This is a genomic window from Micromonospora sp. NPDC018662, from assembly GCF_044391475.1.
In the GTDB taxonomy this organism is placed as follows: Bacteria; Actinomycetota; Actinomycetes; order Mycobacteriales; family Micromonosporaceae; genus Micromonospora.
In genome coordinates this window covers 30,787-45,026 of sequence record NZ_JBISAC010000001.1, presented here as the reverse complement: position 1 = coordinate 45,026, position 14,240 = coordinate 30,787, and the positions used below count along the sequence as shown (strand labels likewise).

Below are 14,240 nucleotides of genomic sequence, written 5' to 3'. Positions count from 1 at the left end.
CTCTGGCACTCTACCCGTGCCAGCGTCCTCACGGGTGGTAGCCGAGTTCCGTCAACAGCGGGCCGGCCTGGGCCAGCACGTCGGCCAGATCCTTTTCGGTCAGTCGCTTCCGCCAGCGCCCCACCGAGCCGGGCCGGGCCTGCGCGAACCGGGCGTGCAACGCCTGCCGGCCGGCCGGGTCACCGACGGTCAGGAAGTCGGCGACGACCTCGGCCGCCTCAGCCGGCCGGGTGACCACGTCCTCGTAGCGCAGGTGCCGGACCCGGTCCGCGGGCAGCGCGGCGAGCTGGGTCAACGCGCTGCTGGTGAAGCGCCGCCACATCCAGGCGGACCGACCCAGGTCGGAGACCCGGGTGAACTCCTCGCGCCGGTCCGGCTCCACCCAGAACCGCGGCGCGGCACCCCACGGCGTACCGCCGCGACCGCTGCGCCCGGTGCCGGTCGAGGCGGCGTTCAGCCAGGGCTGCTCGGCGTGCGACACCGCCACGTCCCGGCCGTCCCGGTAGACGTGCAGGAAGACCGCGTCCGGGAAGACGTCGGCCAGGAACGGCACGATGAAGCAGTTCTCCGGGTCCTTCTCGGCGAACCGCAGCCCACCGTGGCCGGCGGCGGCGAGCAGCGCGCCGTAGTAGCCGCGAAAGTAACGCGCGGCGCGCTGCGGGGTCCAGCTTCCCTCGTAGACGCAGCGGGCGACCGCCTTGGTCAGCCGCGGCTCGTAGTGGTAGGACACGTCCGGCAACGCGCCCACGCAGCTACCCAGGAACGTGGTGCCGGAACGCGGGGCGCCGAGGATGAAGATCGGCCGCTCCACCTTCAGGGTGAGCTTCCGCTTGCCGGCCTCCACCGGCCGCTCCAGGTCCCGGCGTTCCTTGCGGTCCGCCAGCAGGCCGACCGCAGCCAGCTTCGCGGCCTTCACCGTGGACAGCCCGGAGTGCGGGGCGAGGGGGGAGTCGCTGGTCATCGAAGATCCCATCGGGGTGCGCAGGAACGGTCAGGACTGGGCCGCCGGGTCCGCCCCGGCGCGGTTACGGCCCCGGCGCAGCGACCGGAGCGCGTCGAGGTGCAGCGTGCGCCGCCAGCGCCACGCCCCCACCAGGTACGCCGCCGTGCCGGCGACCGCCACCAGCGCGAGCACCGGAAGCGACACGCCGAGCAGGGTGGCCGCCCCGAGCGGCAGGCCCAGCGCGACGACGGCCAGCGCCATCGCGGCCCGGGTGCCGGCGCCGAACGGGTGCAGTCGCATCGACCACCAGAGCTGGGTCAGCGGCACCAGGTTGGTGACCAGGATGGAAAGGGTCCAGGCCAGGGCCGCGCCGAGGATGCCGTAGCGCGGGATGAGCAGCACGTTGGCGACCACGTTGAGGATCGTGCCGCCCATCGCGTTGTAGAACGTCCACGCGGTGCGGCCGGCCATGTTGAGCACCATGTCGACCATGCCGCACCCGGTCGCCACCAGCATGGTCAGCGCGAGCAGCACGACCACCCGACGGCCGTCGTCGTAGCCGGTGCCGAACAGCGACAGCATGGGCGCGGCGAACGCCGCGAAGATGAGGTAGGCCGGCCAGGAGAGCAGCACCAGCCAGCCGGTCGCGGCCTGGTAGAGCTGCCGGGCGTCGGCCCGGTCGTCCCGGGCGAACGCGGCGGCCAGGCGGTGCTGCACCGAGCTGGACAGCGCGACGCTGGAGAGCTGACCCAGCGCCAGGAACCGCGTCGCCGCCGTGTAGATCGCCGCGTCCGCCGGCCCGCGGAGCGCGCTGAGCAGCACGATGTCCAGCCGCTGCACCACGATCGCGGCCACGCTGCTGACCGCGCGGGGGCCGGTGAACCGCCAGAACGGCCCGATCATCTCGCCGGTCGGGACCGGCCGGGCCACCTGCCGGCCGGCCCGGCCGACCAGCCGGCCCAGCCAGATCAGCGCGACCACGGCGGCGAGCAGGTAGGGCACCACCCAGGCCACCGGCAACGCGACGGTGGCGGAGAGCCCGAGCCAGGCGGCCACCGCCACGGCCAGGAACTGCACCAGGGTGCGACCGAGCCGCTCCACGGTCAGCAGCGGGCGCATCTGGCCGAAGCCGCGGCAGGCGGCCAGCGCGTAGTCGTTCAGCGCGGCCAGCGGCACGAACGCCAGCAGGATGCGCAGCGCGGTCACCGCGCCCGGACCGGCCTCCGGCATGGTCGCCCGGGCCAGCGCCGGGGCGGCCAGCCAGCCGGCCGCGCCCAGCAGCGCGCCGACCGCCAGCACCGGCAGCAGGCCGGCCAGGATCGTGCCGCGGATCTGGTCCCGCCGGTCCAGCGTGCGCTGCCGGCTGACGAAGTAGACGGTGCCCACGTCGGTGCCGAGCCGGGCCGTCGACGCGGCGATCATGAAGGCGCTGGTGGCGGCGAAGAACATGCCGGCCTCACGGACCGACCAGCCCCGGGCGATGACGATGTTGAGACCGAAGCCGGCCACCGCGGCCAGCCCCACCCCGACCAGGTTGGCGAAGCCCTGCCGGGCCGCGCCGCCCAGGCCCGCGCCCGGGCCCGCGCCCGGCCCGACCGCCGGCAGGACGACAGTGGCGTCGGCGTCCGCCCGGGTCACCGCCGCCACGACGGCACGCGTCCCCACCACGTGGCCAGCCGCTCGTCGTATGGGGCGAAGTGGTCCTCCAGCCGGGCCCGCAGCTCGGCCGACATCGGCGAACGGGACCGCGAGTTGTGCTTGCCGAAGGCGATGTCCGCCCAGCGGGGCAACTCCAGGAAGTCGCAGACCGCGTCGAAGGACGGCCGCGGGTCGGCGAAGAAGTCGTCGCTGTCGATGACGTGCAGCCGGTCCCGGCCGACCAGCGCCTCCAGCCGCTCCACCTGCTCGATGTAGCGGCCCCGGGCCAGGTAGGAGTTGTGCTGGAGGTGCTCGCTGGCGTACGTCGGGTCGGCGATCATCCGATCCCGCTCGCCGGCGGTCCGCTGCTCCTCCAGCGCCAGCGCCCGTTCGAAGTCCGCCTCGGTCTCGTAGCCGCGGGCCAACTCGTGGGAGTGCGCCGAATAGGCCCGCTCCACCGGGTCACGCAGCAGCACCAGCAGCTTCACCGACGGCAGGTCCTTGGCGATCCGCTGCCCGGCCAGCGGGTGGAACATGTAGTAGGGGCTCGACTCGCCGGTGATCCCGCGCACGCCGAGCTGCGCCTTCACCGCGTCCGCCTTGCCGTTGGTGGGGAAGTGCCCGAGATACCAGCTCATCCCCCGGTGGTAGTCGACGTCGAAGTAGTGCACGCCCTTGTGGTAGGCGGGCGGCAGCACGCCGGGGTGCTGCGAGAGCGTCTTGAACAGCGAGGTGGTGCCGCAGCGCTGCGCCCCCACGATCAGGAATCCCGGCACCATCCGTGAGCCCGCGGTCAACCGACCGACCGTCCGACTCACCGACTTCACCGCGCGGAGCGCCTGCTCCCTGGCCACCGTCACGTCCCCACTCCTCACTCTCACCGGGCCCGGCGGGCCAGGTGCTCCTCGACGGCGGGCAGCAGCCAGGCGTCGACATGCCCCAGTCGCGCACCCGCCTCGGCCTGCCGGTCCCGCAGATAACGTGCCGCCAGCTCCACCAGGTAGAGCACGGCGACCAGGTCGGCGCCCCCACCGACCTGCTCGAACGGCGCGAGCGTCCGGTCGGCGCCGGCGATCAACGCGCGGGCGGCCTCGATCGGCTCCACCCCGTCGTGGCTCATCGCGCCCTGCACCGCCAGGTGCAGCGCGTCGTAGCCGGCCGGCACGTCCGCCTCGAACCGCTCCCAGTCCCAGACCAGCACCCGGCCGTCGGCCAGCACCGCGCTGTTGCCGCCGTTCCAGTCCCCGTGCCAGGCGCCGAACGCCACCACCGGGTCGGCGTCCGCGACCGACGTCAGCGCCGCACGCAGCCGCCCGACCTCCGGCCGGTCACCGAGCGCGTCCACCGCCCGGGTGAGCCGGGCCGCGTGCCCGCTGCCCGCCCACGACTCCCGGCGTACGCCGAGACAACCGGCGACCGCCACCATGGCGGCCCGCTCGGCCGCCGCCGCGACGGCCGGGGCGGCCCGGGGCAGCCGCACCGGCAGCGCCTCCTGGACCAGCAGCGCGTGCCCGTGCCAGTCGCCGTGATGGCGGACCCCGGCCAGCACGACCGGGCCGAGCGGCACGCCGGCGAGACGGTGCAGCGCGGCGGCCTCCGCGTCGACCAGGGCCCGGGTCAGCGGGTCGACGCCGAGTTTGGCGTACCCGAGGGCCCGGCCGTCCGGGGCGAGCAGTTGCAGCACCGGCTTGCGGTTGGCCCGGGCCGGGCCGATGTGCAGGCTGACCAGCGCCGGTTCGCCCAGCACCTCGGTCAGGTAGGCGTCCAGCCCACCGCCGGCGACCACCAGCCGGTCGCGGAACACCAGCGGCCCGACACCGAGTCGGAACGCGGTGGCCAGCCCCTGCCGGACCAGCTTGGCCTTGCGGCCGACCGCCTCGGTGGAGTGCCGGACGGCCCCGGCCGCGGCCCGGCCCGAGCCGGTGGGCACCAGCAGCCGGGGGCGCGCGGCCGAGGGCACCACCACCCAGCCGGCGCCGCCGCGGCGCAGCGCGGGTTCGGCCGGTTCGGGCCAGATCAGGCCGGCCAGCTCACCGAGGTAGGCGGAGCGGCCGTCGCCGTCCGGGGGTACGCGGAGCACCATCAACGTTCACCGGCTGCTTCCAGTCGGGCCCGTAGCCCGGCGATCGTGCCCTTGGGTGGCGCCGGCGCGAGTGCCCGGCGGAGCCGGTCGTTGCGGGCCAGCAGGGCGACCGAGATCAGGGCGTAGGCGAGGGTGGCTTCCAGTGCGCCGTAGGTGAACTGGAAGAAGAGCATCAGGATGATGACGAGCGTGCCGGCGATCCCGATCGCGCTGTGGTCGCGTCGGTAGCGCCAGAGGCAGTAGAGGAAGAAGCCGTTGTAGGCCAGCGCGCCGACCCAGCCCTGGCCGACGAGCAGCGCCCAGAGCTGGCCGTTGCTGCCCAGCTCCCGGTTGCCGCACTGCTTGCAGTCGTCGGACTTGCCGATGGCGATGGACCGGTTGCTGCCGATCAGCGCCCGGTTGCCGCCGTAGCCGAGGATCGGCGAGTGGTTGGCCGCGGTGACCGCGCCCTCGGACAGCGTGGTGCGGATGTCGTCGCTGTGCCCGTTCTGCAGCCGTTCGTCGAACGTGCGGCCGAGCGGGGTGGCGACGATCAGCACGCCGATCAGCCCGACCGCCAGGGCGAGCCCGCCGAGCACCACCATCCGGCCGCGCAGCGCGAGCCGGATCGCCACGTAGACCGCGGCGATGCCGAGACCGATCCAGAGGCCGCGGTTGAGCGAGTAGATGATCGGGAAGATGGCGGCCAGCGCGACGGCCACGCCGGCGGTACGGCGCAGCGGCTTGCCCAGCACCACCCAGCCGACGATCAGCCAGACCAGCAGGATCGCGGTGTTCTCGCCCCACGAGTTCGTGTAGGTGAACGGCGCGGACGGTCGGGGTGAGCTGGCCTCCCCCTCGATCACCTGCTGCACCTGGGCGAACTTCACGTCCATCAGCGAGGCGACGAAGGGGTGGGTGGCGATCGAGTGCGGCAGGACGAAGCGCAGCGGCGCGACGAACCCCATGGTGGGGAAGAGCGAGCCGAGCCAGCCGCCGATGACCACCACCACGCCCATGAACCCGAACAGGCGGATCATCCGGCGCCGGGACAGCTCCCGCTCGCTGAGGTTGTAGACGTAGAGCATGGCGACGGTCATGGCGACGAAGTTGGCCAGCCGGATGCCCCAGCCGAGGTAGCGGCCGCCGCCACCGCCCGGCGGCAGTGTGTCCGGCGCGGTGAGCCCGAGCGTGAGCACGGACAGGAACAGCCAGAGCAGCAGCAGCAACCAGATCCCGAAGCCGGCCGGCGTCCGGATCGGACCCCGCCGCGCCATCTGCACCAGCATCGGGACCGCGAAGATGATGAAGACGAAGCTGGACACGCCGAGCGCCCACCACACCGGCCAGAGCAGGAAGAGCGAGATCAGCGGCCACGCGGTCGGCAGCCGCCACGACCAGCCCTTCGGCCGGGCGCGGACCGGCGCGAGCCGGTTGCCCCCGGGCGCCGCCACCACCGCGCCCACCGGGACCGACCCGCGCGCCGGGCGGGGTGGGGTGACGGTGCTCATTTCACGGTGACCTTGGCGGTGGTCGGCGCGTAGATCACCCAGGCGTTGCCGGGCTGCGGGTGCAGCAGGTCGCCCCCGGCGTCGGCGAGCGTGCAGACCATCCCCAGGCCGGGCTTGCGCCAGCGGCCCTTCGCGCTGCTCGGACCGGACACCGCGACCACCGCGCCCTCGCCGAAGACGTTCGCCGACGGCAGCGCGCGGAACGACGGCTTGCGGACCTCGAGCGTGCGGTATTCCATCGTCAGCACGATCACCGAGGTGGCGGTCACCGTGGCGGTGCCGACCTTGCCCACCCAGCGGGCCTTCGGCTGGTCGTACCGCCAGACCATCGGCGGGCCGCCGGAGACCGTGATCGACAGCTCGGTGGCGGGGGTCAGGTCCCGGGCGGCCAGCGCGTCGCCGTCGGTGGCGTGGTCCAGCGCCGGCGTGGGCGGCTGACCCCCCTTCGGGGCGGCCTTGAGCAGCGCGGCCGTCGACGTGTAGTCGCCGCTGAAGACCTTCCCGTCGTCGTCCGGGGTGACGCCGTCCAGGTCGGAACTCTCGAACTGGCTGAGGAAACCGGTCGGACCGCCGGCGTACCCCACGAACGGGCGCAGCACCGAGACCGAGCGGATGTCGACCGGCCGGATCTCGGTGACCGGCCCGATCTTGGTGGCGTCCCGGGAGTGGAACACGGCGGTCAGGTGCAGCGTGTCCGACTCGGCGAACTCGGCGTAGACCAGATCGGCGGCGTCCAGCCCGGCCGGGGTGGTGGCGGGGCTCACCCGCATCGGCACCGCGACCGCCTGGCGGGTGGCCGCCGCCGGGGTGCCCACCGGCGCCCCGGTCAGCGGGCCCGTGGGCAGGCTCGAGGTCGGGCTGGCCGACGGTGGCGTCGCGGCGACGCTGCCCGGGTCGGCCACGTCGACGCTGCCCGGCTTGGGCTGCGGCTCGCTGCACCCGGTGCCGACGCCGAGGACGACGGCCGGCGCGAGGGCGGCGCGGAACATCTGCCGGCGGTTCACCCCAGGTCCTCGCCGGAGTCGATGGCGTAGCTGCGGCCGTCGCCACCGTCACCCCGGGACCGGTAGGTGCCGCCGGTGCCGTTGACCGGCATCGGCTTGCCGGGACCGGCCTGCGGCTTGCCCGGACCGGCCGGCGGCTTCACCGACGCGGCGCCCTTGCCCGGAGCCGCCGGCTTCGCCGACCCGGCGCCCGGGCCGGAACGGGACGACTGCATGCGCGGCAGCACCATGGTCGACTCGGCGGACGGGCCGGGACTCGGCCGCGGCTTGGGCCGGTTGGCGGCCGGCGTCGCCGGGGCGGTCGAGCCGGCCGGCGTGGCCGGGCGGGTGGCGCCACCGGTCGGCGCGGGCAGGCGCGGTGCCAGCACCGCACCGATGACCGGCGCGTTCACCTGCTCGAACTGCTGGAGGGCGGCGGTGATCTCACCGCTGCGGGTCTTGCCGGACTCGGCCACCACGATCACCGCGTCGACGTACCGGCCCAGCGCCTGCGCCTCCACGGCCTGGGTCGGCTGCCCGGTCTCGATCAGCACGTGGTCGAAGCGCGCGGTCAGCTCGTGCAGGATCTCCAGCAGGCCGGCGACCGGCAGCTCGACCTCCGCGTCCAGGTCGCCGGGGACGAGCACCCGGAGCTGACCGAGGCCCGGCACCGGCGCGAGCGCCTTGAGCGCCGGCACGTCGCGGCGGAGCACCGAGGCGAGGCTGTGCCGCCCCTCGGCGACCCCGGTGATGCCGCTCAGCGCCGAGTCCGGCTTGGTGGTGACCAGCGCGACCTGCGCGCCGGTGCGGGCGTACGCGGCGGCCAGGTTGGCGGCGACGAACCCGGCGGCGGTGCCGGCCGAGCCGTCGCAGAGCAGGAGCTGACGACCGCGACCGGCCTGGGCCGACTCGGGGACGGCGGAGAGCAGCACGTTGCGCAGCCGGCCCAGCTCGCGGGAGATCCGGTGGGTGGCGGGCAGGACGGAGAGCGACGGCGGGCGGGTCGTCAGCTCCAGCAGCAGCGGCAGGCCGACCCGGTCGGAGATGTCGCGTCCGCGCCGGATCCGGGTGTCGAGCCGGTCCAGCACCAGCGCCAGCACGATGCCGAGCAGCAGCCCCGCGCCCATGCCGCTGGCCAGGTTGAGCGTGCGGTTCGGCGAACTGGGCCGCTCGGGCAGCCGGGCGTCGGAGATGATCTCACCGGGGTCGGAGTCGGCCGAGACCAGCGGGCTGAGCCGGTTGTTCAACCCGTTGAGCTGGTTGGTCAGCACGCTGCGGTCGGCCTCGGCGCGCTCCCGCTCCGGGGAGTTGGCCGGGGCCGCCGCGATCCGCCCCGCGACGGCGCTGAGCTCCTTGTTCAGGCCGGCGATCTGCTGCTTGAGCGCGGTGGTCTCGTTCTCCAGCGCCTTCTGCGCGGTGGCCTTGCGCAGGTCGAGGTAGGCCTGCGCGAAGGCGTGCGAGCCCGCCTGCGCCTGGGCCGGGGTGCCCGCCTCGTAGGCCACCTGGAGGATCTGGCTGTTCGGCGGGACGCTGACGGTCACGGACTTGACCAGCTCGTCGCCGCCGGTGGTGACCTTCATCAGGCCCTTGGCCCGCTCCGCCACCACGAGCGACCGGACCACCTGCGCCTCGGTGTCGAGGTTGACCTTGGCGTTCGGGTTGCTCTCCGCGCCGGAGCCGAGCGGGCGCACCAGCAGCGAGGTGGTCGAGGTGTAGCGCGCGTCCTGGAGTTGGTTGATCGCCAGGCCGCCGGCCAGGCCGAGGACCGCGGCGAGCAGCAGGATCCACCAGCGGCGGCGCAACCAGCCCAGGTACGCCATCAGGGCAAGACCGTCGGAGTCGTTCTCGGCCAAATGGGGTGAGGGCATCAGAGTCTGTCGCTCCCTTTCGACCGAGCCGGGCAGTCCACGGCACAGCTGGAACTGACCGTGACTTCGAGTGTCCCCGATCCGAACGTTGAGGGAAAGTCTGCTCACGTTCCGGTAAGCCTGCCCAGGTGTGGGCAGCCCGCGGAGAGATGGCCGATTGGTGCTGGCCATTCAGCGGGTTTCCCGGCATCGGGCCCGACCTGCCCCCGGGAGCCGGCGTCGCCGCCGGCTCGCGTACGGAGCGGTGACGGAATCCTGACACATCCGCCCGGGGGCCGGTGGTCCCGGCCCACCGACCCGGGGCCGGCGCGGCTGACCTGGCGGGTGGCACCGCCGGCCGGATCCCGGTGACGGGAATCCCGAGGTGACCCGACCGGCCGGCCGGCATCCGTCCAACGGCCCCTTCAGTTGCCCAGGGCCGCGCCAGTAGGTTGTCAGGGCGCGTCCGAGGGTCATTCACGTAAATCCGGGCGCGGACGCACGGTTACGGGAGGAAACGTTGTGGTGAGCGGGTCAACCGAGGGCTCGGGGCAGGTCCTGCTGGTCGGCTCCAGTGGCGGGCATCTGGCCCAGCTCCTGGCTCTCGAACCGTGGTACCGGGAGCGGGACCGGGCATGGGTCACCTTCGACACACCGGACGCCCGCTCACTGCTCGACGGCGAGGACGTGGTCTGGGCGCACCATCCCACCACCCGTAACGTCAAGAACCTGGTCCGCAACGCGTTCCTCGCGCTGAAGGTGATCCGCCGGCGCCGGGTGGACGCGGTGGTCACCACCGGTGCCGGCGTCGCCCTGCCGTTCGTGGTGGCGGCCCGGCTGCGCCGGATCCCCACGGTCTACATCGAGGTGTACGACCGGATCGACAGCGCGACGCTGACCGCCCGGCTCTGCCGGCCCTTCCTCTCCGCGATGCTCGTGCAGTGGGAGGAGCAGCGCCGGATGTACCCGGAGGCGACCGTCGTGGGGAACCTCCTCTGATGGGGCTCATTCCGCAGCAGCGGGACCGACGGTCCGTCCCCTACGTGCTGGTCGTGGTCGGCACCGACGTGCACCGCTTCGACCGCCTCGTCGGCTGGCTGGAGCGCTGGCACGCCGCCCGGCCCGGGGTCCGGCTGGTCCTCCAGTACGGCCACAGCCGCACCCCGGCCCTGCCCGAGGCCACCCCGTTCCTCGGCCACGAGGAGCTGCAACGCGCGATGGCCGAGGCCACGCTGGTGGTCAGCCACGGCGGGCCGGCCACCATCACCGAGGCCCGGCGCACCGGCCACCTGCCGATCGTGGTGCCCCGCGACCCGGCCCACGACGAGCACGTCGACAACCACCAGCAGTTGTTCTCCCGACGGCTGGGCGCGGCCGGCATGGTCCGCCTCTGCGAGACCGAGGCCGAGCTGCTCGCCGCGCTGGACGAAGGGCTGGCCGACCCAGGCCGGTTCGTGCTGGCCGCCGACCCGGGTCGGCCGGACCCGCGTGCCGAGGCGGTCGCCCGGGTCGGCGCCGTGATCGACGACCTGGTGGCCCGGCGGGTCCGTCAGCAGGCCGGCGGGCGGCGCGGATGAGCGCCCCGGAGCCGGCGCAGCCGCGCGTCCTCTTCGTCGGCGGTCTCGGCCGCAGCGGCTCCACGCTGCTGGAGCTGCTGCTGGCGCAGAGCCCCGACGTGTGCGCCGTCGGTGAGGTGGTGCACCTCTGGGAGCGGGCGCTCGGCGCGGACGAGCGGTGCGGCTGCGGCGAGCGGTTCACCGCCTGCCCGTTCTGGCGGCAGGTCGGCGAGCAGGCGTTCGGCGGCTGGTCCGCGATCGACCGGGACGACGTGCTGGCGCTCAAGGACCGGGTCGACCGGACCCGGCACATTCCCCGGCTGGCCAAGAACGCGCTCCCGCCCGAGCAGCTCGCCGACGTCCGCCGCTACGCCGACCTCTACACCCGGATCTACCGCGCCGCGCTCGCGGTGACCGGGGCGCGGGTGGTGGTCGACTCCAGCAAGCACGCCTCGCTCGCCTTCGCGCTGAGCTGGGCCGACGGGCTCGACCTGCGGGTGCTGCACCTGGTCCGGGACAGCCGGGCGGTGGCCTACTCCTGGGGCAAGCAGGTGCGCCGGCCCGAGGTGGTCGACGGCGAGGACTTCATGCCGACCTTCTCGCCGTTCGAGGTGAGCAAGCTGTGGACCGCGCAGAACGCCGCGTTCCACCTGCTCGCCCAGCGGGCGAAGGTGCTCCGGCTGCGCTACGAGGACTTCACCGCCGACCCGGCCGGCACCGTACGCCGGGTGCGCGACTTCAGCGGCCTGCCGGACGACCCGGCGGCGCTGCGCATCCTGGCCGGCGACCAGCCGGACGCCCCGGCCGAGCCGGCCGCGCCGTTCCGCGCGCACAGCGTCGCGGGCAACCCGCTGCGGTTCAGCGGCGGCCCGCTGACGGTACGCCGGGACGAGGCGTGGCGGGACCGCCTGCCGCGTCGCAGCCGGGCCGTGGTCAGCCTGGCCACGCTGCCGCTCCGAGTCCGCTACGGCTACCTGGGCCAGCGGGGATCCGACGAATCCGTGGAGAGAGCATGAGTGGGCCGAGCATCTCGGTGGTGGTACCGACGCGGGACCGTCCGGAGCTGCTGCGCGCGGCGCTCGACGCCATCCTCAGCCAGGCGCACCCCGGCCTGATCGAGGCGATCGTGGTCTACGACCAGTCCGAGCCGGACCGGTCGCTGGAGTCCGACCGCGGCGACCGGCGCGTCCGGGTCATCACGAACACCCGCACCGCGGGCCTGGCCGGGGCACGCAACACCGGCATCGAGGCCGCCACCGGCGACTGGGTGGCGTTCTGCGACGACGACGACGAGTGGCTGCCCGGCAAGCTGGCCGCCCAGTTCGGGGCGCTCGACGTGCACCCGGACGGCGCGCTGGTGAGCTGCGGCATCCGGGTCAGCTACGACGACCGGACGGTGGACCGCTCGCTGGACCGGGCCCGGATCTCGCTGGAGGCGTTGCTCCGGGACCGGCTCACCGAGCTGCACCCGTCCACGTTCCTGATCCGCCGGGCCGCGCTGCTCGACGCGATCGGCCTGGTCGACGAGCAGATCCCGGGCAGCTACGCGGAGGACTACGAGTTCCTGCTCCGGGCCGCCCGGTACGCGCCGCTGGTCAACGTGGAGAGCCCGTACGTGCTGGTGCGCTGGCACAAGCGGTCCTACTTCGCGCAGCGCTGGGAGACGATCTCGACCGCCTTGCAGTGGCTGCTGCGCCGCTACCCCGAGTTCGCCACCGTGCCGCACGGTGAGGCCCGGGTGGCCGGCCAGATCGCGTTCGCGCAGGCGGCGATGGGTAACCGGCGGGACGCGGTCCGCTGGGCCCGGCGCACGCTGGCCCGCAACCCGAAGGAGCCGCGCGCCTACCTGGCGCTGGCGGTGGCGAGCCGCGCCGTGCAGGCCGACCGGGTGCTGCGCACACTGCACAAGCGCGGCCGGGGCATCTGAGCCGTACGCGGAACGGGCGGGCGACCGAGGTCGCCCGCCCGTCGTGGTCCGCCGGCCCGGCTCAGGCCACGCAGAACGCCTTCCACGCCTGGATGCTCGGCTGGTCGAGCAGCCGGAAGTCACCCTGGCTGACGGTCTGGTTGTAGTAGGCCACGAACTCCGGCCGCTGGCCGTTGAGGAAGCCGGCCATCGACCGGATCCATTCGGCCCGGCCGGCGCCGGAGTCACCGGGCACCAGGTCGCTGCCGGTCTCCGCGACACCCCACGGCTTGCCCAGCGCCTTCGACTTGCTGATCATCGGGCCGTAGATCTCCTGCGGCGAGGCGTACCGCTTCCACTTCTTGCCCCAGTTGTAGCAGTCCCAGCCGAGCGCCTCGATCACGTCGCCGCCGGGGTAGAACGCGTCGAAGCTGCGCCCGGACTTCGGGTCGAGCGTCCAGCACATCAGGATCAGCGTGTTGATCAGCTTCGGGTTGCCCGCCTGTGCGGCCAGGCCGGCGACCCGCTTCCACGCCGCGCGGTAGGCGTCGGTGCTGAACGCGCCGCGCTCGACGTCGTCCTCCGGCTCGTGGAAGTAGGACCAGTAGACGTTGTGGTCGCGCGGGATGGAGGCGAACCAGGAGCGCAGGCGGGAGTCGTGCCGACCGGAGTTGATCTCGTGGGGGGAAGCCTTGAAGGACACCACCACGGTGCGGTCCACCACGTCGGCGCGGCTGCCCGACCAGGCCGGCGGCAGGCCGGGGAAGAAGATCCGGGCCATCTGCAGCTTGCCGAACGTCCGGTCGGAACGGCTCAACGCCTGACCGAAGCTCTCCCCGTTCTGCACGCCGATCGACGCGCCGGGCAACGTCTGCTGCGTACCGGCGAAGCCCTTGGCGCCGGGGGCGGCGGAGGCCGACGGTTTCGCGCCGGGCTTGCCGCCGAGGCCCTGGTCGGCGCTCGGGGCGGCGGCGCCGGGCGTGGCCGGCGCACCCAGGCCGGCCGACGGGGCCGGGCCGGCGGTGGTCGGCACCTCGCTGGCCTGCGGGTTGGTCGCGTCGGGCCGCAGCGCGGCCACCGCGACGCCGCCGCCGGTCAGGGCCAGCGCGACGGCCGTCGCCAGCACCGCGCGCCAGCGCCGCCGGGGCCCGCCGGGCGGCGGGTCCGACGCGACCGGTGGGTGCGGCGGCTGGCCGGGACCGCCCGCGCCCGGTCGGGCGTCCGGCCCGGTGGGTACGCCTCCGGGCGGCGGCCCGGTCAGCGTCGCGGTCGCGGTCGCGCCCTCGCCCCAGCCGGCGGTCGCGGTCGGTCCCTCGCCCCAGGCGGCGGACGCGGTCGGTCCCTCGCCCCAGGCGGCGGACGCGGTCGGTCCCTCGGCCCAGGCGGCGGACGCGGTCGGTCCCTCGCCCCAACCGGCGGACGCGGTCGCTCCCTGGGCCCACTTCGTGGGCGCGGTGGGCGCCTCGCCCCAGCCGGGCGACTCGTGCCCCGGCCAGGCCGGGCCGGCGTCCACCCAGGACTGGTCCGCGTGACCACCAGGGCCGGGCAGCTCCCGTTCCGGCCACGGCAGGTCGCCGTGGCTGTGGACCGGCGCCGGTGGCGAGGTCGGGTTCTCGGGCCAGGGCAGCGCGAGGCCACCCGATTGGCGAGAAATGTCCTGCCCCGGCCACAGGCCGGTCGGCTGCCCTGAGGCATCGTGCGGGTCTCGGTCGGCCGGCATGGCCCTCCCTGGCTGTCGGCGGCCCGTGGTGTCGGGCTCAGGTCGGACGCGCATTCGCACCCGACGATAACCCC

At 74.3% G+C, this 14,240-nt stretch carries 12 protein-coding genes; 4 read left to right on the top strand and 8 right to left on the bottom strand.

The window, feature by feature from the left end:
* Positions 1–28: 28 nt before the first annotated feature.
* From ACH495_RS00230 to ACH495_RS00200, 7 genes are read right to left on the bottom strand one after another with little or no spacing between them, the layout of a single operon-like run.
* On the bottom strand, positions 29–961 hold the full coding sequence (locus ACH495_RS00230; RefSeq protein ID WP_396855603.1) for a sulfotransferase family protein: 933 nt from the start codon (positions 959–961) through the stop codon (positions 29–31).
* Between the two features lie 30 nt (positions 962–991).
* Positions 992–2,611, bottom strand: coding sequence for a polysaccharide biosynthesis C-terminal domain-containing protein (locus tag ACH495_RS00225; RefSeq protein WP_396855602.1), 1,620 nt, complete (start codon positions 2,609–2,611; stop codon positions 992–994).
* A complete protein-coding gene (locus ACH495_RS00220) occupies positions 2,578–3,441 on the bottom strand; it encodes a sulfotransferase domain-containing protein (RefSeq protein WP_396855601.1) in 864 nt (287 codons plus the stop codon). Before ACH495_RS00220 ends, ACH495_RS00225 begins: the two co-directional genes overlap by 34 nt.
* 17 nt (positions 3,442–3,458) lie before the next feature.
* Complete coding sequence (locus tag ACH495_RS00215) at positions 3,459–4,664, bottom strand: hypothetical protein (protein ID WP_396855600.1); 1,206 nt, start codon at positions 4,662–4,664, stop codon at positions 3,459–3,461.
* Positions 4,664–6,154, bottom strand: a complete 1,491-nt coding sequence (locus tag ACH495_RS00210; protein ID WP_396855599.1) for an O-antigen ligase family protein — start codon at positions 6,152–6,154, stop codon at positions 4,664–4,666. The genes ACH495_RS00215 and ACH495_RS00210 overlap by 1 nt, the downstream gene beginning before the upstream one ends.
* Positions 6,151–7,158, bottom strand: coding sequence for a DUF3048 domain-containing protein (locus ACH495_RS00205; protein WP_396855598.1), 1,008 nt, complete (start codon positions 7,156–7,158; stop codon positions 6,151–6,153). The genes ACH495_RS00210 and ACH495_RS00205 overlap by 4 nt, the downstream gene beginning before the upstream one ends.
* A complete protein-coding gene (locus ACH495_RS00200; protein ID WP_396855597.1) occupies positions 7,155–9,005 on the bottom strand; it encodes a Wzz/FepE/Etk N-terminal domain-containing protein in 1,851 nt (616 codons plus the stop codon). Before ACH495_RS00200 ends, ACH495_RS00205 begins: the two co-directional genes overlap by 4 nt.
* 501 nt (positions 9,006–9,506) lie before the next feature.
* Here ACH495_RS00200 and ACH495_RS00195 point away from each other — a divergent pair.
* Genes ACH495_RS00195 through ACH495_RS00180 form a run of 4 tightly spaced genes read left to right on the top strand, consistent with a single transcriptional unit; the run spans position 9,507 to position 12,467 of the window.
* Positions 9,507–9,983: a UDP-N-acetylglucosamine--LPS N-acetylglucosamine transferase gene (locus ACH495_RS00195; RefSeq protein ID WP_281934126.1), complete on the top strand. Its 477-nt coding sequence runs from the start codon at positions 9,507–9,509 to the stop codon at positions 9,981–9,983.
* Positions 9,983–10,561, top strand: coding sequence for a glycosyltransferase (locus ACH495_RS00190; RefSeq protein ID WP_396855596.1), 579 nt, complete (start codon positions 9,983–9,985; stop codon positions 10,559–10,561). The genes ACH495_RS00195 and ACH495_RS00190 overlap by 1 nt, the downstream gene beginning before the upstream one ends.
* Positions 10,558–11,556, top strand: a complete 999-nt coding sequence (locus ACH495_RS00185) for a sulfotransferase family protein (RefSeq protein WP_396855595.1) — start codon at positions 10,558–10,560, stop codon at positions 11,554–11,556. Before ACH495_RS00190 ends, ACH495_RS00185 begins: the two co-directional genes overlap by 4 nt.
* Positions 11,553–12,467, top strand: coding sequence for a glycosyltransferase family 2 protein (locus ACH495_RS00180; RefSeq protein ID WP_343444406.1), 915 nt, complete (start codon positions 11,553–11,555; stop codon positions 12,465–12,467). The genes ACH495_RS00185 and ACH495_RS00180 overlap by 4 nt, the downstream gene beginning before the upstream one ends.
* Before the next feature lie 61 nt (positions 12,468–12,528).
* Here the strand turns inward: ACH495_RS00180 and ACH495_RS00175 are convergent, their stop codons facing one another.
* Positions 12,529–14,166: a hypothetical protein gene (locus ACH495_RS00175; protein WP_396855594.1), complete on the bottom strand. Its 1,638-nt coding sequence runs from the start codon at positions 14,164–14,166 to the stop codon at positions 12,529–12,531.
* Positions 14,167–14,240: the final 74 nt, after the last annotated feature.

What these genes read in the sequence shown, in the direction of transcription:
- ACH495_RS00230 (WP_396855603.1), bottom strand. Translation starts at nt 961, where the DNA reads ATGACCAGCGACTCCCCCCTCGCCCCGCACTCCGGGCTGTCCACGGTG.
- ACH495_RS00175 (WP_396855594.1), bottom strand. Translation starts at nt 14,166, where the DNA reads ATGCCGGCCGACCGAGACCCGCACGATGCCTCAGGGCAGCCGACCGGC.
- ACH495_RS00200 (WP_396855597.1), bottom strand. Translation starts at nt 9,005, where the DNA reads ATGCCCTCACCCCATTTGGCCGAGAACGACTCCGACGGTCTTGCCCTG.
- ACH495_RS00210 (WP_396855599.1), bottom strand. Translation starts at nt 6,154, where the DNA reads ATGAGCACCGTCACCCCACCCCGCCCGGCGCGCGGGTCGGTCCCGGTG.
- ACH495_RS00215 (WP_396855600.1), bottom strand. Translation starts at nt 4,664, where the DNA reads ATGGTGCTCCGCGTACCCCCGGACGGCGACGGCCGCTCCGCCTACCTC.
- ACH495_RS00185 (WP_396855595.1), top strand. Translation starts at nt 10,558, where the DNA reads ATGAGCGCCCCGGAGCCGGCGCAGCCGCGCGTCCTCTTCGTCGGCGGT.
- ACH495_RS00190 (WP_396855596.1), top strand. Translation starts at nt 9,983, where the DNA reads ATGGGGCTCATTCCGCAGCAGCGGGACCGACGGTCCGTCCCCTACGTG.
- ACH495_RS00180 (WP_343444406.1), top strand. Translation starts at nt 11,553, where the DNA reads ATGAGTGGGCCGAGCATCTCGGTGGTGGTACCGACGCGGGACCGTCCG.